The sequence below is a fragment of the Nocardia sp. NPDC051981 genome (assembly GCF_040680715.1).
GTDB lineage: Bacteria > Actinomycetota > Actinomycetes > Mycobacteriales > Mycobacteriaceae > Nocardia.
Genome location: NZ_JBFAXK010000022.1, coordinates 127,246 through 148,260, shown reverse-complemented (window position 1 = coordinate 148,260; position 21,015 = coordinate 127,246). Strand labels below are relative to the sequence as shown.

Annotated in this window: 15 protein-coding genes, 1 tRNA gene and 1 pseudogene; 9 read left to right on the top strand and 8 right to left on the bottom strand. The window is 69.0% G+C overall.

Annotation, left to right across the window (positions count from 1 at the left end; genetic code table 11):
- Together AB0L60_RS31270 and AB0L60_RS31265 are read left to right on the top strand one after the other, a co-directional pair.
- Positions 1-93, top strand: a pseudogene (locus AB0L60_RS31270) (1,4-dihydroxy-2-naphthoyl-CoA synthase); the annotation flags it as partial.
- Positions 94-202: 109 nt separating this feature from the next.
- Entirely contained in the window at positions 203-1,018 is an 816-nt protein-coding gene (locus AB0L60_RS31265; protein WP_364621221.1) for an alpha/beta hydrolase, read from the top strand.
- Here AB0L60_RS31265 and AB0L60_RS31260 read toward each other — a convergent pair.
- Positions 987-1,934, bottom strand: a complete 948-nt coding sequence (locus tag AB0L60_RS31260; RefSeq protein WP_364621218.1) for a helix-turn-helix domain-containing protein — start codon at positions 1,932-1,934, stop codon at positions 987-989. The genes AB0L60_RS31265 and AB0L60_RS31260 overlap by 32 nt on opposite strands.
- A gap of 372 nt (positions 1,935-2,306) precedes the next feature.
- Here AB0L60_RS31260 and AB0L60_RS31255 point away from each other — a divergent pair, with 372 nt between their 5' ends.
- Complete coding sequence (locus AB0L60_RS31255; protein WP_364621216.1) at positions 2,307-2,810, top strand: hypothetical protein; 504 nt, start codon at positions 2,307-2,309, stop codon at positions 2,808-2,810.
- Positions 2,811-3,086: 276 nt separating this feature from the next.
- On the opposite strand, the gene AB0L60_RS31250 is transcribed toward AB0L60_RS31255, so the two are convergent.
- Positions 3,087-3,168, bottom strand: a tRNA-Leu gene (locus AB0L60_RS31250).
- 388 nt (positions 3,169-3,556) lie between these two features.
- Between AB0L60_RS31250 and AB0L60_RS31245 the strand changes: the two genes are divergently transcribed.
- Together AB0L60_RS31245 and AB0L60_RS31240 are read left to right on the top strand one after the other, a co-directional pair.
- A complete protein-coding gene (locus tag AB0L60_RS31245) occupies positions 3,557-12,886 on the top strand; it encodes a fatty acid synthase subunit beta domain-containing protein (protein ID WP_364621213.1) in 9,330 nt (3,109 codons plus the stop codon).
- 233 nt (positions 12,887-13,119) lie between these two features.
- Positions 13,120-13,542, top strand: a complete 423-nt coding sequence (locus tag AB0L60_RS31240) for a holo-ACP synthase (protein ID WP_354834180.1) — start codon at positions 13,120-13,122, stop codon at positions 13,540-13,542.
- Between the two features lie 21 nt (positions 13,543-13,563).
- Here the strand turns inward: AB0L60_RS31240 and AB0L60_RS31235 are convergent, their stop codons facing one another.
- The gene (locus AB0L60_RS31235; protein WP_230329926.1) at positions 13,564-14,202 is read right to left on the bottom strand and encodes a TetR/AcrR family transcriptional regulator; all 639 of its coding nucleotides are present in this window, start codon (positions 14,200-14,202) and stop codon (positions 13,564-13,566) included.
- A 292-nt stretch (positions 14,203-14,494) separates the two neighbouring features.
- Here AB0L60_RS31235 and AB0L60_RS31230 point away from each other — a divergent pair, with 292 nt between their 5' ends.
- Positions 14,495-15,811 carry a hypothetical protein gene (locus tag AB0L60_RS31230; RefSeq protein WP_364621209.1) on the top strand — a complete coding sequence of 439 codons (1,317 nt, stop codon included), beginning with the start codon at positions 14,495-14,497 and terminating at the stop codon, positions 15,809-15,811.
- Positions 15,812-15,883: 72 nt separating this feature from the next.
- Here AB0L60_RS31230 and bcp read toward each other — a convergent pair whose 3' ends face one another.
- Positions 15,884-16,357 (bottom strand): thioredoxin-dependent thiol peroxidase, encoded by a 474-nt coding sequence (gene bcp, locus AB0L60_RS31225; RefSeq protein WP_364621207.1) that lies wholly within the window; start codon positions 16,355-16,357, stop codon positions 15,884-15,886.
- Between the two features lie 140 nt (positions 16,358-16,497).
- Between bcp and AB0L60_RS31220 the strand changes: the two genes are divergently transcribed.
- On the top strand, positions 16,498-16,722 hold the full coding sequence (locus AB0L60_RS31220) for a DUF3618 domain-containing protein (RefSeq protein ID WP_354834192.1): 225 nt from the start codon (positions 16,498-16,500) through the stop codon (positions 16,720-16,722).
- 185 nt (positions 16,723-16,907) lie between these two features.
- Here AB0L60_RS31220 and AB0L60_RS31215 read toward each other — a convergent pair whose 3' ends face one another.
- Positions 16,908-17,210 carry an excalibur calcium-binding domain-containing protein gene (locus AB0L60_RS31215; protein ID WP_364621204.1) on the bottom strand — a complete coding sequence of 101 codons (303 nt, stop codon included), beginning with the start codon at positions 17,208-17,210 and terminating at the stop codon, positions 16,908-16,910.
- 391 nt (positions 17,211-17,601) lie between these two features.
- On the opposite strand from AB0L60_RS31215, the gene AB0L60_RS31210 reads away from it, so the two are divergent.
- A complete protein-coding gene (locus AB0L60_RS31210; protein ID WP_364621200.1) occupies positions 17,602-18,066 on the top strand; it encodes a MarR family winged helix-turn-helix transcriptional regulator in 465 nt (154 codons plus the stop codon).
- Here AB0L60_RS31210 and AB0L60_RS31205 read toward each other — a convergent pair.
- A complete protein-coding gene (locus tag AB0L60_RS31205; RefSeq protein WP_364621198.1) occupies positions 18,063-19,109 on the bottom strand; it encodes a crotonase/enoyl-CoA hydratase family protein in 1,047 nt (348 codons plus the stop codon). The two genes, AB0L60_RS31210 and AB0L60_RS31205, sit on opposite strands and share 4 nt — an antisense overlap.
- A gap of 52 nt (positions 19,110-19,161) precedes the next feature.
- Positions 19,162-19,476: a hypothetical protein gene (locus tag AB0L60_RS31200; protein ID WP_357010865.1), complete on the bottom strand. Its 315-nt coding sequence runs from the start codon at positions 19,474-19,476 to the stop codon at positions 19,162-19,164.
- 164 nt (positions 19,477-19,640) lie between these two features.
- Here AB0L60_RS31200 and AB0L60_RS31195 point away from each other — a divergent pair, with 164 nt between their 5' ends.
- Entirely contained in the window at positions 19,641-20,498 is an 858-nt protein-coding gene (locus AB0L60_RS31195; protein WP_364621194.1) for a GNAT family N-acetyltransferase, read from the top strand.
- Positions 20,499-20,514: 16 nt separating this feature from the next.
- On the opposite strand, the gene AB0L60_RS31190 is transcribed toward AB0L60_RS31195, so the two are convergent.
- Positions 20,515-20,961 (bottom strand): MarR family winged helix-turn-helix transcriptional regulator, encoded by a 447-nt coding sequence (locus tag AB0L60_RS31190; RefSeq protein WP_354834206.1) that lies wholly within the window; start codon positions 20,959-20,961, stop codon positions 20,515-20,517.
- Positions 20,962-21,015: the final 54 nt, after the last annotated feature.

The window sequence follows — 21,015 nt, the reverse complement described above, 5'->3', positions numbered from 1 at the left end:
CTGGCCTACATGACCGACGAAGCCGTCGAGGGCCGCGACGCCTTCCTCGAAAAGCGCGAACCGGACTGGAAGCCCTACCCCTGGTACTTCTGAACTGACCTGCGCTATTGCGGATTTCGCCATGCTGTCCGGTCGGACCCACCTCTGGACAGAGTGTGCTCGGGCCGCGACAGTAGGCGGAAAGCGCGGTTACGCTACGCCAATGCCGTACGTCAGTACCGATGGGGCTCGCATCTTCTATACCGACTCCGGTGGTCGCAGCAGCTCCGTCGTCGTGTTGAGTCATGGGTTCTTCATGGACCTGTCGATGTTCGCACCGCAGGTGGAGTATCTGGAAGCGAAGGGTTTTCGGGTGCTGTGCTGGGATGCCCGGGGGCACGGTGGCACTGCTACAGAGCCGCATCGGCCTTTCAGCTATTGGGATTCCGCGCGCGACCTGCTGGCCGTGATGGACGCGGCCGGCGTGGACCGCGCGGTTCTGGGGGGAATGTCGCAGGGCGGTTACACAACTCTACGAGCCGCGCTGCTCGCACCGGAGCGTGTGGAGGCACTGATCCTGCTCGACACGGAGGCCGGTGACTCGCCCGACGAGCAGAAGGCCGAGTATCGCGAGCTGTTCGACGCCTGGACGAATCCTGAAGTGCCACTGGCGGTTCTGGCAGACGGTTTGGCGCCACAGCTGATCGGCGGCACGGCTGCCGATCAGGCGCCGTGGCGCGCCAAATGGGCGGCCAGTGACCGTTCGGCGATCATTCAGGCGGCCGCCTGCTTGACCGAACGGGAGTCTCTCCTTGACCGGTTGGTCGAGATCACCTGTCCCGCAATGGTTTTGCGCGGCGAATTCGACGCCTCGAGCACCGCCGACAAGTCCGGTGCATTGGCTGCCGGATTGGCCGGGTCCGGTCCCGTGACGACGGTTCCCGGCGCCGGCCACGCAGCCAATTGGACGGCCCCGGGTCCGGTCAACGATGCGATCGGCGGATTCCTCAGTCGGTTAGCAAACTCGGCGGCCCGCTGAACGACTGGCGCATGCCGATGAACCACTGAAACGGTGCATCCACGCTGGGCACATCGGTGATCCGGACCCGCACACTGTAGGGCTCGCTGGTAGCCGGGTCACGCAGGTGCATCAAGGGCTGGTGGCGTTCGAAGTCGACGTGCTCGGCTAGATACATTACCCGGAAGGGCGCGCACGAGCTGAGCCTGCCGAGCAGATCCAGAGCCCACTGTGGATTCTGGTACCTGCCCATGTGCCATCTGAACCAGTTCACGGTCAGCCGGGCTTCGTCCTCCCATTCGATCATTACCTGATGCGACTCCGGGACCAGGAAGAACCAGACCAGAATGTTCTCCACTTCCGACAGCCGTGGATACGCGCGGTCGTAGGCTTCGTTGGTCCACAACACATTCCATCGCTCGTCGATATACCCCGACAGATGGGGGATCAGGCCGTCGGCGGCAGCGCGTAGATCGTCCGAGATCAGTTCACGCATCTCGGCGACCGGCATCGGTGTGTGGGTACGCGGTCCCGGAGTCTTGGGTGCGGCGAGATTGTGCATATGCTGCCGTTCGGCGGGCGTCAGCCGCAGTGCGCGGGCAATCGCGTCCACCACTTCGGGACTCGGTGAGGTCTTCTCGCGCTGCTCGATCTGAGCTATATAACTGGCGCTGACGTCACAGAGACTGGCCAGTGCCGGACGGCTGAAGCCGCGGGGATGGTCCGGGTGCCGCGGAGTCGTGCGGTGGGTCCGGACGAAGTCACCTAGGTTGGGGGCCAGCAACTGGTCAACCTCGGTTTCCCCCAGTGCGGTGTAGCCAGCGTTCACGGCGAGCAGGATACTCTCCGGGAAGCGATACGGCCCGAATGAGTTTGAGCCCATGCACACCGGAAACCCAAGTGGGAGCGTGGGTCCCGCCCATGTCGAATCGACCACTGGCCAGAGGTACCTCTGGCCAGCGTGCGCCCGGCGTCTTTACCGGCGCAATCCGGCCATGTTCTTATTTCCCTCGCACCGGCTCCTCGGACACCACCCTCGGAGTCGGTGAGTAGTTGCATTCGGCTTCGCCTATATCGGAAGCACCCTGAATGGTGCGGAGCCGGACAGTTTCCCCGCCTCGCAGGAGGAGGACGGGGACCCCGCTGCGAGGGCTGCGCGAAGGGGGCGTAGCCCTCGCGGCAGGGCGTGCACAGGGATTGGTAGGGGATGTCGACGGTTTTGCCGTGTCCGGCGTGGTGCGTAGAGCACGACGACCCGGATCCGTTCGCACCGGGCGATAGCTGTCACCATTGTGGCCGGGAGCGGCCAGTGCTGCTCGAGATGCCGGCGCGGTCCGGGCTTCCAACGTTGTTCGTGCAGTTGAACGCTCACGACCGTCATGGGCTGCGATACAGCTGGATCGATTTGGTTGCGCCGAGCCGCGTCCATTCCGAGATGACCGCCGCACAGGCACGGCAGCTTGCCGAAGCACTCGTAGCCGGCGGGGATTTATGGGATTCCCGAATTCTGGCCGATGGCCTGCTGCAGGCCCATCCCTGCCCTCCGTGGTGTAGACAGCACGACGAGGCGATGGATCCGAAGGCCGAACAGTGGCACAGCAGCCGGCCGTGGACGGTGCCGGTGATTGGACCGCAACTGTCCGGTAGCAGAGTCCGAGTACGGTTGTGCGCCACAGACACCCGTTTCGATCGCCGACTGGCTGTGGGTCTGACGGTGCGCGAAGGCGAAACAACGGAGCTCACCGGCCCTGAGGCCCGCCGCATCGCGGCAGCGCTTCTGAATGCCGCCGACGACCTCGACAGCACCCTGTAGCCCGGATCTTCATCGGTCCGATGTGCCGGCCACTGATCGGGTGACGATGAAAAGGCTCACCCGGCGCCGCAGTCGATAGGGCATCCGGAAGAAGCCCATCCCGTAGAAGCATCGTCGTCTGCGACCCTGGCCCGGGCGGGCGGCGTGGTGGGTGAAGTATGGCAAGCGCGCCAAAGTCCTTGGCGGGGTTCAGTGATAGCCACTGGTTAGCCTTCCGGTGTGTGAGGGCACTCGAACACCGGGCTCGTCATACGTGGCACGGATGCCACGCTGCTGTGCGCGAGGCGGGACTTGAACCCGCACGTCCTAGGACACCAGAACCTAAATCTGGCGCGTATGCCAATTTCGCCACTCGCGCTAACGGTACGACCGTCCAAACTTTACCGGGTCTAACGGGGATCGCGAAGCACCGGGCGGGTGTGGCGTACTGGTCGGTAACCTCACCAGGGATTATAACGATTTGATAAACCTCAATGTGAGGGAGCCTCACATTTCCTACACGAACGTAACCGAGTCAACCAGCGGCTTCAAACATGAGGGAGGGTCATGTTTCGCGTCATTCTGGTACGGATGTGCAGAAAAACTGTCCAGTAAGTACCCGGTTGGTGACCAAACATGAGGAGATCCTCATGATTTTGTGCCATCCTCGGCTTCTACCAGGGCCTGCGGGCCGGAGGGATACCTGCGCACCGTGAGCGCGGCCCAGTCCTTGGAGGCTGGCCGCCAGGAGAAGGAAGTCGAACGTCTTGACGATCAACGAGAGCACCGGAACCGGATCGAAGGCCAGGGCGGCGGGGAAGTCACGGGAGAGTGGTGTCAGGTCGTCACTGCTGGACCGGTTGCTGGGGGGCGCGCCGTACGCTCTCGCATTCGGCGGGCAGGGCGCGCAGTGGCTCACCGAGCTCGAGGAGATCGGGCGGGATTCCGCCCTGGAGCCCGAGCTGACCGCACTGGTCAACGAGGCCGCCACCACGCTGGAACCGATCGCGGCGCAGCTGCTCGTGGTCCGGCCGGTCGGTTTCGACCCCATCGCGTGGATGCTGGAAGAAGAGATCGCCGACCCGGAGCAGGGGGAGGTGTCGGGAGCGCCGTCAGCGCAGGTGTTGCGCTCCGCCGCCGTCTCGATGCCGGGTGTGTTCCTGACCCAGGTCGCCGCGCTGCGTGCGCTGCGCCTGCAGGGCCTCGACATCGTCGCGCACGCGCCCACCGCCGTGATCGGCCACTCGCAGGGCCGCATCGCAGCAGCCGCCGCCGAGGCGCACGGGCAGCGTGACGCCGAACTGCTGGCCATCGCCCAGATGATCGGCGCCGCGGCCGGCCTGGTCGCCCGCCGCCGCGGTCTGCTGCCGGTGGGGGAGAAGTCCCCGATGGTCGCCGTCTCCAATGTCGACCCCGAGGTGCTGGAAGCCGTTGTCGCCGAGGTCATGGCCGGTGTCGCGCCCGAGAAGGCCGCTGTGCTGTCCATTCGCAACGGCCGCCGCCGCGCCGTACTGAGCGGCCCGGTCGGCCAGCTCGACCGCGTGCGCCAGCGTGCCGCCGAGATCAATGCCGAACAGGCGAGCGAGCGCGACGCCAAGAAGCGCGGCGGCGCGGTCTTCGCCCCCGTCTTCGAGGACGTCCCGGTCGAGGTGGCCTTCCACCACCCGGCGCTGGCCGAGACCGTCGACCTGGTCGAGGGCTGGGCCCAGCAGTGTGGCCTGGACACCGAGCTGGCCGCGCGCCTCGCCCGGGAAGTGCTCGTCGACCCGATCGACTGGGTCGGCACCGTCGACGACACCGTCTCCCGTGGCGCGCAATGGATTCTGGACCTCGGTCCCGGCGACCTGCTGACCCGCCTCACCGCCGGCTCGCTCAAGGGCACCGGCGTCGGCGTGCTCGCCGCCTCCACCCGCCCGGGCCAGCGCAGCCTGTTCACCCCCGGCGCGGCCCCCGAGGTCGCCGCGGCCTGGAGCGAATTCGCGCCCAAGCCGATCCGCCTGCCCAACGGCCGCATCGTGGTCGAGACCGCGTTCACCCGCCTCACCGGCCGCTCGCCCATCCTGCTGGCCGGCATGACCCCCACCACCGTCGACGCGAAAATCGTTGCGGCCGCGGCCAATGCGGGCCACTGGGCCGAGCTGGCCGGCGGCGGTCAGGTCACCGAGCAGATCTTCGCCGACCGGGTCGAGGAGCTGAAGCAGCTGCTGCAGCCCGGCCGCGCGGTGCAGTTCAACTCGCTGTTCCTGGACCCGTACCTGTGGAAGCTGCAGCTGGGCGGCAAGCGCCTGGTGCAGCGCGCCCGCAGCGCCGGCGCCCCGCTGGACGGCGTCATCGTCACCGCCGGCATCCCGGAACTCGAAGAGGCCGTCGCCCTCATCGAGGAGCTGTCCGAGGTCGGCATCACCCACGTGGCCTTCAAGCCCGGCACCGTGGCCCAGATCCGCGCCGTGCTGCGCATCGCCGACGCCGTGCCGTCGTACCCGGTGATCATGCACATCGAGGGCGGCCGCGCCGGTGGCCACCACTCCTGGGAAGACCTCGACGACCTGCTGCTCGCGACCTACGCCGAACTGCGTGGCCGCGAGAACGTGGTCGTCTGCGTCGGCGGCGGTATCGGCACTCCCGAGCGCGCCACCGAATACCTCACCGGCAAATGGTCGCAGCAGCACGGCTACCCGGTCATGCCGCTGGACGGCGTGCTGGTCGGCACCGCCGCCATGGCCACCCTCGAGGCCACCACCGCCCCCGAGGTGAAGCAGCTGCTGGTCGACACCCCCGGCACCCCCGACTGGGTCGGCGCGGGCACCGCGGTCGGCGGCATGGCTTCCGGCCGTAGCCAATTGGGCGCGGACATCCACGAGATCGACAATGCCGCCTCCCGCACCGGCCGCCTGCTGGACGAGGTCGCCGGTGACGCCGAGGCCGTGGCCGCCCGCCGCGCCGAGATCATCGCGGCCCTCGACGCCACCGCCAAGCCGTACTTCGGCGACGTCGCCACCATGACCTACCTGGAGTGGCTGGAGCGCTACGTCGAGCTGGCCGTCGGCCTGGACCGCCGCAAGGACTTCGACTGCGGCGCCGACTTCTCCGACGCCATCGTCGACGCCACCCGCTCCGTGTGGCTGGACATCACCTGGCGCGACCGGTTCACGGAGATGGTGCGCCGCACCGAATCCCGCCTCCACCCGGCCGACCGTGGTGAAATCGCAACCCTTTTCGCCGACGACTCCGCCTTCGAGACCCCGGTCCAGGCCATCTGCACCCTGAAGGAGCAGTACCCGGCCGCCGCCGGCACCGTGCTGCACCCGGCCGACGTCCCGTTCTTCGTCGCGCTGTGCAAGACCCCCGGCAAGCCGGTCAACTTCGTCCCGGTCGTCGACCAGGACGTGCGCCGCTGGTGGCGCTCGGATTCGCTGTGGCAGGCCCACGATCCGCGCTACACCGCCGACCAGGTCTGCATCATCCCCGGCACCGTCGCCGTCGCGGGCATCACCCGCGTCGACGAGCCGGTCGGTGAGCTGCTGGACCGTTTCGAGCAGGACACCGCCTACTCCCTGGTGCGCACGGGCGTCGTCCCGGCCGCCGTGGACGGCCGCCGCCGTGCCGAGGTCGCCAGCGGCCTGCTCGACATCGTGCTCGCCGCCCCCGACGTGCAGTGGGCCGGCCGCACCACCGTCAACCCCATCCACCGCCTGGGCGACCTGGACGAGTGGGAGATGAACGGCAAGGGCGCCAAGCACCCGCGCACCGGCTCCACCCTGTCCGCCACCGAGGGCCCCGAATCCGATTCCGCCTACGTGGAATTGACCGTACCGCTGCTGGGCAAGGACGCGGTCCGCATTCGCATCACCGTTCCGGCCTCCGTGTACAACGGTGGCGCGCCGGTGATCACGGACACCGACGCCGAGGCCGCCATGTCGGCGCTGCTGGCCGTCGCCGCCGGCCAGTCGCTGCCCGAGGTCAAGGCCGTCGACGGCGCCCAGGTGGCGCATGTCAACCTGGCCTGGAGCCCGGACCTGATCGCCGACCACGCCGGTGTCACCGGCGCGGGCCTGCCCGACAACCTGAGCACCATCGGCCGCACGGCCCCCGACGTGCTCGTCGGCGCCTGCTGGCCCGCCGTTTTCGCGGTCCTGGGCGCCACCCGCACCGCGGACGCGCAGAGCGTCATCGAGGGCATGCTGGATCTGGTCCACCTGGACCACCAGATCGAGCTGCTGGGCGAGCTGCCCGCCGAGCACGCCGTGCTCGCCGTCCGCGCCGAATCCGCCGAGGTGCTCGACACCGACCTGGGCCGCGTGGTCGAGGTCAAGGTCACCGTCGGCGTCATGCGCGACCACGGCCTGGAGACCCCGGCAGTCGCGAAACTGGTGGAGCGCTTCGCCATTCGCGGCCGCACCGGCCGGGCCGAGCTGGCCGACCCGCCGCGCGCCGCGGGCTCGCTGTCCGAGGACGCCTCCGACACCCCGCGCCGCCGCCGGCGCGACGTGGCCCTGGTCGCGCCGCGCGCCATGGGCGCCTTCGCGCAGGTCTCGGGCGACTTCAACCCGATCCACACCTCCGACAACGCCGCGAAGCTGGCCGGTCTGGGCAACCCGATCGTGCACGGCATGTGGCTGTCGGCCGCCGCGCAGCACGCCGTCTCGGCCATCGATCTGAGCGACAAGGTGCCGCCGCGCACCATCACCGCCTGGACCACCCGCTTCCTGGGCATGGTCCGGCTCGGCGCCAAGATCGACGTCCGCGTGGAACGCGTTGCGGTGGACCGGGGTTCGGAGATCGTCGAGGTCTCCTGCCGCATCGACGGCAACCTGGTGATGACCGCCACCGGCCGCATCGCGCCGCCGAAGACGGTCTACGCCTTCCCGGGACAGGGCATTCAGGCCAAGGGTATGGGTCTGGAAGCCCGGACGCGGTCCAAGGCCGCCAAGGACATCTGGGATCGCGCCGACAAGCACACCCGTGAGGCCCTGGGCTTCTCGATTCTGGCCGTGGTGCGCGACAACCCGACCTACCTCAAGGCGCGCGGCGTCGAGTACCGCCACCCGCAGGGCGTGCTGCACCTGACCCAGTTCACCCAGGTGGCCATGGCCACGCTCGGTGTCGCGCAGGTCGCGGAGCTGCGCGAGGCCGGTGCCTTCATCGAGGGCTCCATGCTCGCCGGGCACTCGGTCGGTGAGTACAACGCCCTCTCCGCCGCCGCGGGCGTGCTGCCGCTGAACGCGGTTCTCGAGGTGGTGTTCCAGCGCGGCTCGGCCATGCACGAGCTGGTGCCCCGGGATGCCCAGGGCCGCAGCAACTACCGCATGGCGGCCATCCGGCCCTCGCAGATCGGCATTGCCGACGACCAGGTCATCGGCTGGGTGAAGGGCCTCGGCGAGCAGGCCGGGGAGTTCCTCGAGGTCGTCAACCTGAACCTGCGCGGCGCGCAGTACGCCATCGCGGGCACCGTGAAGGGCATGGAAGCGCTCGAGACCGAGATCGAGCGGCTGCGCGCCGAGACCGGCGGCAAGCGGGCGTTCGTGCTCATCCCGGGTATCGACGTGCCGTTCCACTCCACCGTGTTGCGCGCCGGTGTGCCGGAATTCCGCGGCAAGCTGCTGGAGCTGCTGCCGCAGGACCTGGACCCGAGCCTGCTCATCGGCCGCTACATCCCGAACCTGGTGCCGCGCGTGTTCAACCTGGAGCGCGAATACGTCCAGGAGATCGCCGATCTGGTTCCGTCCGAGCCGCTCGCGGAGGTGCTGGCGAACTGGGACGAGTGGTCCGCCAAGCAGGTCGAGCTGTGCCGCGTGGTTCTGGTCGAGCTGCTGGCCTGGCAATTCGCCAGCCCGGTCCGCTGGATCGAGACCCAGGACCTGCTGTTCACCGATGTCGAGCACGGTGGCGTCGGCATCGAGCGGTTCGTCGAAATCGGTTTGGCCGCAACGCCGACCGTCGCGAACCTGGCGTCCAACACGCTGAAGCTGCCGCAGTTCGGCAACGCCGTGGTCGAGGTGCTGAACATCGAACGCGAGCGCGGCGTCGTCTACTCGACCGACACCGATCCCGCGCCGGTGGAGGAGCCCGAGGAGAACCTGGCCGAAACCGCCTCTGCCGCACCGGCTCCCGCGGCTGCCGCCGCCCCGGCACCGGTGGCCGTGCCGACCGGTGGCCCCACCCCGGACGACATCGCGTTCTCCGCCGCCGACGCCACCCGCGTGCTGATCGCGCTGTGGACCAAGCTGCGCATGGACCAGATCGGCCCGGTGGACACCATCGAGGGCCTGTGCGACGGCGTGTCCTCGCGCCGCAACCAGCTGCTCGTCGACCTCGGCGCGGAGCTCTCGCTCGGCGCCATCGACGGTGCCGCCGACGCCGACATGGGCGCGCTGTCCGGCACGGTCGACCGCCTGGCCCGCACCTACAAGCCGTTCGGCTCGGTGCTCTCCGACGCCATCGGCGACCACCTGCGCAAGGTCTTCGGCCCCTCTGGCAAGCGGCCCGCCGCCATCGGCGACCGCGTCAAGAAGGTCTGGGGTCTGGGCGACGGCTGGGCCAGCCACGTCACCGCCGAGGTTTCGCTCGGCACCCGTGAGGGCCAGTCGGTCCGCGGTGGCGACCTGGGCGGCCTGGTCTCCGGCAGCCTCTCCGATGGCGCGTCCGTGGACTCCGCCATCGACGCCGCCGTGCAGGCCGTGGCCCTGCGCCGCGGAGTCGCGGTCTCCATGCCGTCCGCCGGTGGCGGTGGCGGCGCGACCGTCGACGCGGCCGCGCTGGGCGAGTTCACCGAGCAGATCACCGGCCGCGACGGCGTGCTGGCGCAGGCCGCCCGGGTGATCCTGGAGTCCCTGGGCCACGCCGAGCAGGCGTCGGCGCCGGAGGCCACCGAGGACAACCTGGTGGATCTGGTCTCGGCCGAACTGGGTTCGGACTGGCCGCGACTGGTCGCGCCCGCCTTCGACGCCCGCAAGGCCGTGCTCATCGACGACCGGTGGGCCAGCGCCCGTGAGGATCTCGCCCGCCTGTGGTTCGGCAACGACGGCTCGCTGCCGGTCGAACCGGTGGTGGACGGCTACCTCGGCGCCGGTGAAGCCGTTGCCGCGCAGGCCACCTGGTGGCGCAACCGGGCCATGAAGGAGGCCCGCTCGGTGCTGGCCGGTGTCTACGGCGCGATCGCCGAAGCCGCCCTCAGCAGCGCGGATCCCGGCGTCTGGTCCTCCGACGTCGCCGTGATCACCGGTGCCAGTAAGGGTTCCATCGCGGCGGCGGCCACCGGCCGGCTGCTCGCGGGTGGCGCCACGGTCGTGGTCACCACCTCCAAGCTGGACGACGAGCGCCTGGGCTTCTACAAGCAGCTCTACCGCGAGAACGCCCGCAAGGGTGCCGCCCTGTGGGTGGTCCCGGCGAACATGGCCTCCTACACCGATATCGACGCGCTCATCGACTGGGTCGGCAACGAGCAGGTCGACAATGCCGGTGGCGCCAAGGTTCTCGTCAAGGAGGCGATGACCCCCACCCTGCTGCTGCCCTTCGCCGCGCCCCGCGTGGCCGGTGACCTCTCCGACGCCGGCGCTCGCGCCGAAATGGAGATGCGGGTGCTGCTGTGGTCGGTGGAGCGTCTCATCGGCGGCCTGTCCAAGCTGGGCGCCGACCACGACGTGGACGCGAAACTGCATGTGGTGCTGCCGGGTTCGCCCAACCGCGGCATGTTCGGCGGGGACGGCGCCTACGGTGAGTCCAAGGCCGCCCTGGACGCCATCGTCGCCAAGTGGCGCGCCGAGAAGTCCTGGTCGGAGCGGGTCACCCTGGTGCACGCGCTGATCGGCTGGGTGCGCGGCACCGGCCTCATGGGCGGCAACGACCCGCTGGTCACGGCCGTCGAGAAGGCGGGCGTGCACACCTGGTCCACGCTGCAGATGGCCGACGAACTGCTCAAGTGGTGCAGCTCGCGGGCCCGCGTGGTGACCGCGGCCGGACCGCAGCAGATCGACCTGACCGGCGGTCTCGCCGGCGCCAAGCTGGATCTGCCGGAGCTGGCCCGTGAAGCCCGCGAGCAGGCCGAGGCCGCCGCCGACGAGTCGGAAGGCAGTGACGGCGTGACCATTTCGGCCCTGCCCGCCCCGCCGACCCTGAGCTCCAAGCTGCCCACCCCCGAATGGGGTTCGGTCACAGCCGATCTCGACGACATGGTCGTCATCGTCGGCGCCGGCGAGCTCGGCCCCTACGGTTCGGCGCGCACGCGCTTCGAGATCGAGGTCTCCGACCAGCTCTCCGCCGCGGGCGTGCTGGAGCTGGCCTGGACCACCGGCCTGGTCACCTGGGAGAACGACCCCAAGCCCGGCTGGTACGACACCGAATCCGGTGAGTACGTCGAGGAATCCGAGCTGGCCGACCGCTACCACGACACCGTGGTGGAGCGCTGCGGCGTGCGCCGCTACGGCGACGACGGCGCCATGATCGACAATGCCGCCCCGCTGCTCACCTCGGTGTTCCTGGACAAGGACCTGACCTTCGTGGTCAACAGCGAGGCCGAGGCGCGGGCCTTCTTCGCCGCCAACCCGGAGCAGACGGTCGTCACCCCGGTCGCGGGCACGGACGACTGGCAGGTGACCCGCAAGGCGGGCACCGAGATTCGCGTGCCGCGCAAGGCCAAGCTGTCGCGCACCGTCGGCGGTCAGATCCCGACCGGCTGGGATCCCACCAGGTGGGGCATCTCCGCCGATATGGCCGGCTCCGTCGACCGGGTGGCGCTGTGGAACATCGTCTGCACCGTGGACGCCTTCCTGGGCTCGGGCTTCAGCCCGGCGGAGCTCATGAGCTGGGTGCACCCGGCCATGGTCGCCAACACCCAGGGCACCGGTATGGGCGGCATGTCGTCGATGCGCTCGCTCTACATCGACAACCTGCTCGGTGAGCCGCGGGCCAACGACATCCTGCAGGAGGCGCTGCCCAACGTCGCTCTGGCGCATGTGGTTCAGAGCTACGTCGGCTCCTACGGCGGCATGATCCACCCGGTCGCGGCCTGCGCGACCGCGGCGGTCTCCGTCGAGGAGGGCGTGGACAAGATCCGGCTCGGCAAGGCCGACCTGGTGGTCGCCGGCGGCTACGACGACCTCGGCATCGAGGGCATCGTGGGCTTCGGCGACATGTCCGCCACCGCCGACTCGGCCGTCATGTCCGCCAAGGGCATCAGCGACCGTTACTTCTCCCGCGCCAACGACCGCCGCCGCGGCGGCTTCGTCGAATCGCAGGGTGGCGGAACGGTATTGCTGGCCCGCGGCTCGGTGGCGCTGGAGATGGGCCTGCCGGTGCTGGGTGTCGTCGCCTACGCGCAGTCCTTCGCCGACGGCGTGCACACCTCGATTCCGGCTCCGGGCCTGGGTGCCCTGGGCGCGGGTCGTGGTGGCCCGGAGTCCAAGCTGGCCAAGGAACTCGCCAAGCTCGGCGTCACCCCGGACGAGATCGCGGTGATCTCCAAGCACGACACCTCCACCGCGGCAAACGATCCCAACGAGTCCGAGCTGCACGAGCGTCTGGCCACCGCCATCGGCCGCTCGGAAGGCGCTCCGCTGTTCGTGATTTCGCAGAAGACCCTCACCGGTCACGCGAAGGGCGGCGCGGCGGCGTTCCAGATGATCGGCCTGTGCCAGGTGCTCGAACAGGGCGTCATCCCGCCCAACCGCAGCCTCGACTGCGTGGACGAGAAGATGGCCCAGTACCCGCACCTGGTGTGGTTGCGCGAGCCGCTCGCGGTGGGAGATCGCTTCCCTCTCAAGGCCGGTCTGGTCACCTCGCTCGGCTTCGGGCACGTGTCCGGCCTGCTGGCCATCGTGCATCCGCAGGCGTTCGTCGAGGCCATCGCCGACGCCGAGCAGCGGGAGGCGTACCAGCGCAAGGCCGAGGAGCGGCAGCTGGCCGGCCGTCAGCGCTTCGCCGAGGCCATGTGCGGCGGCGCCCCGCTGTACGAGCGGCCCGCCGACCGCCGCCTCGGCGGCGACGGCACCCCGGCCAAGCAGTCCCGGCAGCTGGAAGCCGACATGCTGCTGTCGCAGCAGGCCCGGCTCGGCGCCGACGCCGTCTACGTGGCGGTGCCGAAGGGACCGGCCTGCCAGTAGGCCACAGAGACCGGCCTGTCGGTAAGTAGCCCCCGGCAGGTCTGACACGGCGGGCTCGCGCCGGCGCTCCTGGAGCGCCCGGCGCGAGCCCGCTGTTTCCATGTCCGCGAGCGGACCAAATGGCACTGCGACGACTGGGACATGTGTTCGAGGGAGCCTACGGTGCCGTAGGTCCGCTGGTATGTTCGCAGCCAATTCGACTGCACGCACAAGGAATCTAGGAGTCCCGCACTGTGACGATCCTGGGTATCGGCCTGGACTTGGTCACCATCTCCGAGTTCGCCGAACAACTGGAACGCACCGGAACCACCATGCTCCGGGAGAGTTTCACCGCTGGGGAACGGCGCTACTGCCAAAGCAAGGGCACCGACCCGGCCCGGAGTTACGCCATCCGGTGGGCCGCCAAGGAGGCGGTCATCAAGGCGTGGGCGACCTCTCGCTTCGCCCGCAGCCCGCAAATCGGGGACAACCCGTACCCGTTGATCGAGGTCGTGAACGACGCCTGGGGACGGCCCAGCATCAAATTGCACGGGCTGGCAGCGGAATTCCTGCCCCGGGTGCGAGTTCACCTGTCGCTCACCCACGATGGCGACACCGCCGCCGCCATGGTGGTGCTGGAGGATCCGGGCGAACTGGCCGATCTGATGCGCGACTGATCCGCGGGGGGAGGGTCGCGGTTACTCCGGATCGAAGGTGGTGCGCTGCCCGCCGGAGCGCGATTCCTTTTCCGCGATCAGCAGATACGCCACCATGAGGCGCTTGAGCTCGGCGACGGCGTCCTCATGGCTGAGCCCGTCCTGCACCGAGAAGTTCAGCATCGAGTACACGACGTGCACCAGCACCTGCGCCATCATGGAGCGGCGGCCGCGCGGGGTGCGCGGCATGAGCGGGCGCAGCATCTGCGAAACCGCTTCGGCGAACTCCTTTTCGTGGATCGCGCCGGTCGCGCGCGTGGACGGGGTGGACTGCATGGCCAGCCACACCTCGCGCCGCGACGGGTCGGTCATCCACAGATCGGCCAGGTGATCGACCAGTTGCGTCATGTGCCGCAGCCAGTCCATGGACGGAATCTCGCCGTGGAAATCGGCCAGTTCCTGCGAAACCGCCACCAGGTCTTGGCGATTCAGCTCGCAGACGATGACGTACTTGTTGGCGAAGAACTGGTAGAGGGTGCCGATCGGCACTTCGGCGCGGGCCGCGACCTCTTCGCAGGTGAACGATTCGAAGCCGACCTCGACGAGTAATTCCCGGGATGCCTGCAGCAGGGCGTCGAACTTGCGTTTTGATCGTTCCTGCGTCGGGCGGCGACGGGGCATCAGCTCCTGTGGATCGTCCTGCAGCTCCAACGCAGGGTCCGGTCGTCGCGTCGACCCGGTTCCCGTGCGTGCTTCCACGATGAACAGCCTACGGGTAGCGACACGCGCATGACACGCTGCGGTACTTCGTGTGTCATCGCATCCCACCCATCCACGCCGCGTTCGGCTCCGAACACCCATCGCAGCTGCCTCCCAGCTGCGGATCTCTGCCGGCGCATATCGACTGTCCGCCCGCCAGTACGTCGACGTTGGAAGGCTGATTGTGGTTGCTTCTACCCCTGTTCGTTCCGCGGTGACCATCGGCGTCGCGACCGAGCGCGGCACGGTGCGCGCGGTGGCCCTTACCGAAGACGGCGACAAGGTGTCCGAGCGCGTGGTGCTCGAGCGTGTCGAACCGATCACCGGAGATACGAAGGCCGACCTGGCGGTCGCGGTGGAGTCGGCGCTGGAGGACATCGCCGACCGGATCGGTACGGGCCGTGAGATTCTCGGCGCGGCGGTCGCCTACCGGGATGCCGCCGAGCGCCGCGCGATCGTCACCAAGCTGGCCGCCGGCTCCTGGCGCGACGCCTCCCTGGTGTCGGCCAAGGCCGCGCATCTCGCGATGGCACGCGCCATGACCTGGGTGGATGAATTCGAGGATCTCGCCATCTGCGAGGTGGTGCCCGGTTTCCAGGCCTTCTCGCTCATCTCGCCCGAGCGCAGCCGGGTGCTCGCCGCGGTGACGCTCACCGGTGGCGCGGCCACCGAGGAGACCATGCGCACAGCCGTCACCGCCGCCTGGGACCAGTTCGACGCGGCGGGTGTGAAGCCGGACGCGGTGGTGCTGATCGGTTCGGCCGCAACCGAACCCGCGGTGGTGGCCGCTCTGGAGTCGGGCTTCGGCGCGCCGGTCATCCCGTGCTCGGTGGCGGCGGCCGCACCGGCCATCGGCGCGGCCCTGGCCGCCCTGCCCGAGGCCGAGTTCGCGGGCGAGGCCGCCGACCGCATCCGCCGCGCCCGCGGTACCGCGGCCCTGTTCGCGGCGGCCAGCGTGCTGGCAGGCGGTCTGGTGGCGGCCGGGATCTATACCTCGGGCAGTGATTCCAAGAAGGTTCCGGCCCCGATGCTCATCGACTCCCGGGTCTCCGCCGACCCGCGCAACGGTGCCGAGCATCCTGCCGGCCAGGCACCGGCGCCCGCCCCAACCGAGATCGGACCAGGCGGTCCCTTCGTCGACGGGCTGCCGGTCGGCCCGGTCGATCCGACGGATGGGGTGACGCCGAACTACGGTCAGCCCGCCTATGGTCAACCCACGCCCGAACTACAGCCCAGCGATATGGTGACCATCGATCCGGCCACGCTGAACTGGGGTCCGCGCGGGGACAATCCGCGAACCGGCGGGAAACCCAGGCCGCTGATCAAGGCCCGTCCGGAGCCGGAGGTCGCCTCGAATCCGGAGTCGATCATCCCGGCCCCGACCCACGCGGTCGGCGCACCCACCGAGTCCGGGCTGTTCCCGGGCGAACTCGCGCCCCCGCCATTGGACACGACCGAGTTCTCTTCCTGGTGGGACAACCACTGGCGGATGATGCTCCAGTGGGCCGCACAGGCGCTGCCGAAGGTGTAGCGGCTTCCCTTTCCCGAGACTCTTGCTCGGAATCCCGGCCCGAATCAGGGCCGGGATTGCGCGTTTTCGCGGTCAGACCGACAGGTCGCGGCGCAACTTGGCGACGTGGCCGGTGGCCTTCACGTTGTACTGCGCGACCTCGATCTTTCCGTTCTCGTCGACCAGGAAGGTGGACCGAATAACGCCGGTGACCTTCTTGCCGTACATCATCTTCTCGCCGAACGCGCCGTAGGCGGACAGCACCTCCTTGTCCGGGTCGGACAGCAGCGGGAAGGTGAGCTGCTCGTTGTCGCGGAACTTGGCGAGCTTGGCCGGCTTGTCGGGGGAGATGCCGACGACCTCGAGGCCGGCGCCTTCGAGATCGGCCAGGTTGTCGCGGAAATCGCAGGCCTGCTTGGTGCAGCCGGGCGTGCTGGCGGCCGGATAGAAGTAGACGATCACCTTGCGCCCGCGGTAGTCCGACAGCGAGACGTCCTTGCCGTCGGCGTCGGGCAGGGTGAAGGCGGGCGCGGTGTCGCCGGGACTGAGTCGGTGATTCTCGGTCATGCCGCCACGCTAGTCGACGGGCTCGAGCCGGTGTTGGCGATACACTCCTGAACAGGTCGGCTCGCATGCGCCTGCGTCGCGCGAGCGGCCCCGAGACGACAATGCCGCCTTCCAGCGCGGTTTCCAGACAGGAGTGTGACGTGGCGAGAGATACCGAGGCGATCGAGCGGGAGATCGAGGCAGCACGCAACCGGCTCGCGAGCACCCTCGATGAACTCGCGGTCCGCGCCGATCCCCAGCGGCTGGCCGACAATGCCAAGCGGTCGGTCCTGGCGAAGCTGAACGAGCCCAAGATCAAGTACAGCCTCATCGGCGCCGGCGCCCTGGTCGCGACCCTCGTCGTGGTCAAGATCTTCCGCCGCTGAGCAGCGCCGACTCTCGGAAACTCAGGGGTCACCCCTGAATCCCGAACCCGAATATGGCCCGGTCCAACAGGACCGGGCCATATTCGTATCGCTGGGTTTCCAACGCCATGCGGCCCGGTCCGAAAGGACCGGGCCGCATTGGCTTTTGGGGTTTCAGGGGTGTGTCCCTGAGAGCCCGGGAGTTGTCAGACGGTGGGGCAAGCCATTCCGGTGCCGTCCGGGTCCAGGTGCGGGCTGTAGCCGGGCTGGCCGCGGAACAGCGGCGCCACGCCGGCCGCGCGGGCCTGGTCGCAGTTCTCGTAGACGGGTCCGCCGGCCGAACCGGTCTGGGACAGGCCCGCCGAGCCGGTGGCGGCGGAGCCGGTGTCGATGGCGGAGGAACCGGTGCCGGAGGAACCGGTGGGGACGTCGGCGAGGGCGACGGTCTGGGCTGCGATGGTCGTCAGTCCTGCGACGCTGGCGGTGACGAGAAGCCGGCGAACGTTCATGTATTCCTCAATGTCGGCGCAATAGGGATGGCAACTGGCCCGGTTCGGCGCGGATGTGCCACCGCCGCCGCAAGCGCTTGCGGGCGCGGTGACCGGTCCGGGCTCGGCGTCGAGTTTTCTGGCGCAACGTTGCATTGTCAACCGGATGGGCTATTCATCCAGGTGAATTAGGGGATTTGCCCCGAATGCCGGAAGCTCTTCTGCCGGTGGGTGTCTCATTCGCCCCGGTCGGAAATGCGCTCGCGCATTGACGATTTCCGCCAGAACTACGCAAATTGGACGGTCAGTACTGTACGGCAGGACCATGCTCGATGGCCGCGCGGATTCGCCGTGAAGTTCCTGAGTATCTGCTTGGTGTCCGTGTCAACTATTCGCCGATACTATGGATGCCATGACGCGCTGGCTGACCGATGCGGAACAGACGACCTGGCAGTCCTACATTCGCATGCGGCAACGCCTGGATGCCGCCCTCGCCGCCGGGCTGGCCCAGGATGGACTGTCGACCTCCGACTACGAGGTGCTGGTCGCGCTGTCCGCGGCCAGCGGCCAGCTGCGCGCCAAGGAACTCGGCGCGGAGATCTGCTGGGACAAGAGCCGCCTGTCCAAGCACCTGTCGCGAATGGCGACCCGCGGCCTGGTCGATCGCTGCCAGGCCGTCGACGACGCCCGCGGCCGGGAGGTGCGGTTGACCGATGCCGGACGCCGGGCGCTCGAGGCCGCCGCCCCCAATCACGTGGAGCTGGTGCGGCGGCTGTTCATCGACGAGATGACCGCCGGGGAGGCGGCCGCGCTGCGCTCGCTGGCCGAACGGGTCGTCGCCGAGGTCGAGCGCACCGACGTGGAGGGCATCGCCTAGTCCTCGGGCCGCTCGAACTGGGCGCGCTTCCAATCGCCGAACGGTTCGTCGCGCTCACGGACGGCCTCGCGGAAACCGGCGGTGGCCGAACGCAATTGGAAGGCATAACCCTCACGGGTGTGCCGCGAGATGCCGTCGAACACGGTGCTGACCATGCCGGAGTTGGCCACGCCCTGGTTGAGCAGCGCGCTGTTGAGCGCCAGCTTCGCCATCACCAGCTGATTGATCGGCACCCGCGAAATGCGTTCCAGCAGTTCCTCGGTGCGTTCGTCCAGCTCGGCCGCCGGCGGGGCCTCGATGGCCAGGCCCCACTCCAGCGCCTGCTTGCCGCTCAGGCTGTCGCCGGTGAACAGCAGTCGCTTGGCGCGTTGGTCGCCGACCCGGTGCGCCCACATGCCCGCGGCCGGAATACCCCAGGTCCGGGTGGGCGGGTAGCCGAAGCGGGCGTCCTCGGCGCAGATGATCTGGTCGGCGAACAGCGCGATATCGGTGCCGCCGGCGATGGCGAAGCCGTGTACCTTGGCGACGGTCGGCTTGTTGGCGTGCAGCAGGCTGGCGAAGCCGCGGTTGAAACGCGACATCATGGCGTAGTCGACCATGGGATCCCAAGTGCCCCAGGGATTGTGATTGCGCGCCTGTACGACCGGGTCGAGCACCGTGCCCTCGGTCGGCTGGGTGCCCTCGGCCCGGGCAACGGTGCCGGCTTCGTGATTGTTCTCGGCGAAGATCGACAGGTCGTAGCCGCCGCAGAAGCCCTTGCCGCGCCCGCTCACCACGATGACGTGCACGCGCGGATCCAGATCGGCCCGCTCGACGGCGGCGGCCAGCTCGATCGGGGTGTCGGCGGTGATGGCATTGCCGCGTTCGGGCCGGTTGAAGGTGATGCGGGCGATGCGGCCGGTCACCTCGTAGGTCAGCGTGCGGCCGGTGTATTCGCTCACCGGTTCGGGGCGGCCCGCGAACAGCGAGTCGTCACCGCCGGTCAGATCGTCGCGCCAGGCAGCCGGGCGGGTGCCGGAGTGGTTCTCGTAGTCGGGGGACACTCAAGCAGTGAACCCCGGTTCATTTCTTGCTGTCAAGGGTTTCCGGGCGTTCCTACTCCCAGGGTTTGACCGGCGGTTTCACCCAGAGGATCTTCTCGTCCAGCCGCTCCCGGCGAGCCTGCGGATGCCCGGGATTGCGCTCGGCCCAGGCGTCCTTCTCGCCGAGCAGCCCGGCCACCACCTGCCAGGTCTCATCGGTGCTGGGCGGATTGGTGTCGGCGGCGCGCGCGAGCTTGCGCCGTTGTGCGGCGGGCAGTTCCAGCAGTTCGGGTCCACTGATGCCGCGCGCCCAGAGATAGGCCGCCAGCCGCCGGGCCTTCTCCTCCCGGCTGCGGCTGGCGTGATCGGAGTGTGCGTAGTCGGCCATATCTTCCTCGAACTCCGCGCAACCCCGCAGGTCGCGGGCTATGTCTCCTCGACCCTACCGGAGCGCCGGGGCCGTTCGCCGGGCGCTCCGCCGGGACAGCGGGCATGCCCGCCGTGTCCTCGAATCTCCGCGAGTCGCAGAGCTTTTGCGGTTACCGTGGTCGCATGCCGGATGCCGTGCGTATCGATGGTCTGGTCATTGCCCGCGCCACCCCGGCGGAATGGGCCACCGTGGTGGAGTGGGCCGCCGCCGAGGGGTGGAACCCGGGGCTGCGTGATATCACCGCGTTCTTCGCGCAGGATCCCGACGGGTTCCTGCTCGGGCGGGTGAACGGGGAGCCCGCCACCGCGGTCTCGGTCGTCAACTACGGCGACGACTACGCTTTCCTGGGTTTCTATCTGGTGCGCCCGGACCTGCGCGGGCGCGGGTTCGGCCTGGCCACCTGGGAAGCCGGGCTGAAGCACGCGGGGGAGCGGGTCGTCGGGCTCGACGGAGTTCCCGCGCAGCAGGACAACTATCGGCGCAGCGGGTTCGAACTCGCCTACAGCAGTGCGCGATTCGTGGGCGTGCCGCGTCTGCCGCTGCCGGATGACACGGTCACCGCGCTCGCGCCGGCGGATTTCGCGGCGCTGCAACCGTACGATTCCGCGTGCTATCCCGCGGATCGGCCGGTTTTCCTCAGCGCCTGGCTCGCCGAGCCGGGGCATCGGACCTTCGCCCGCATTGTCGACGGCACGATCACCGGCTACGCCACCCTGCGTCCGGCCCGGGATTCGCTGCGGGTGGGCCCACTGTTCGCCGATACCCCCGGCGACGCGCATCAGTTGCTGGCCGCGCTCGCCGCCCACGCGGCGGGTATGCCGCTGGCAGTGGATGTTCCACTCGACAACGAGCCCGCGGTGCGGTTGATGGAGGCGGCCGGGTTGACCCCGAGCTTCGACACCGCGCGCATGTACACCGGGCCCGTCCGGGCGTATCACCGGGAGCGGGTCTACGGGGCGACCTCCCTCGAACTCGGCTGAGCGGTAGTGGAATTCGTCACCAGGCCGACGGGCGCACCCGGCCGGGCGTGACCACTCGCGTGAGGGCATTACGCAGTTCGACCGTGGCCGCCGGTCCCAGCGTGGCGGCCCACCGCTCGGTGAAGCGGGCTGCCGCGGCGTCGGCGGCGCGGGTGCACGCCCACCCGCGCTCGGTGAGCGTGACGAGCTTGGCGCGCGCGTCGTGCGGATGCGGATTGCGTTGCGCGTAGCCCTTTTTGACGAGTTCCTCGACCAGTTGGCTGGCCGCCTGCTTGGTGACCCCCAGATGGTCGGCGATCTCGCCGACCGTCGCGCCGTTCGGCGCCATGCGCACGAAGGCGAAGCCGTGGGTGGGCCGGATGTCGGTGAATCCGGCCGCGACGCACCCGTCGTTGATGGCGTCGGTGACCTCCGCGGCGGCCGCGAGCAGTAGCAGCGGCAGGTCCTGTGCGTATCCGGGCATGTCTGGAATCTTGGCACTTGACAGAGAAGTCAACAAGCTTGACTATATAGTCAA

Coding starts and splice junctions, on each gene's coding strand:
- AB0L60_RS31195 (WP_364621194.1), top strand. CDS start 19,641: ATGCCGGATGCCGTGCGTATCGATGGTCTGGTCATTGCCCGCGCCACC.
- bcp (WP_364621207.1), bottom strand. CDS start 16,357: ATGACCGAGAATCACCGACTCAGTCCCGGCGACACCGCGCCCGCCTTC.
- AB0L60_RS31265 (WP_364621221.1), top strand. CDS start 203: ATGCCGTACGTCAGTACCGATGGGGCTCGCATCTTCTATACCGACTCC.
- AB0L60_RS31200 (WP_357010865.1), bottom strand. CDS start 19,476: ATGGCCGACTACGCACACTCCGATCACGCCAGCCGCAGCCGGGAGGAG.
- AB0L60_RS31190 (WP_354834206.1), bottom strand. CDS start 20,961: ATGCCCGGATACGCACAGGACCTGCCGCTGCTACTGCTCGCGGCCGCC.
- AB0L60_RS31215 (WP_364621204.1), bottom strand. CDS start 17,210: ATGAACGTTCGCCGGCTTCTCGTCACCGCCAGCGTCGCAGGACTGACG.
- AB0L60_RS31210 (WP_364621200.1), top strand. CDS start 17,602: ATGACGCGCTGGCTGACCGATGCGGAACAGACGACCTGGCAGTCCTAC.
- AB0L60_RS31235 (WP_230329926.1), bottom strand. CDS start 14,202: ATGCCCCGTCGCCGCCCGACGCAGGAACGATCAAAACGCAAGTTCGAC.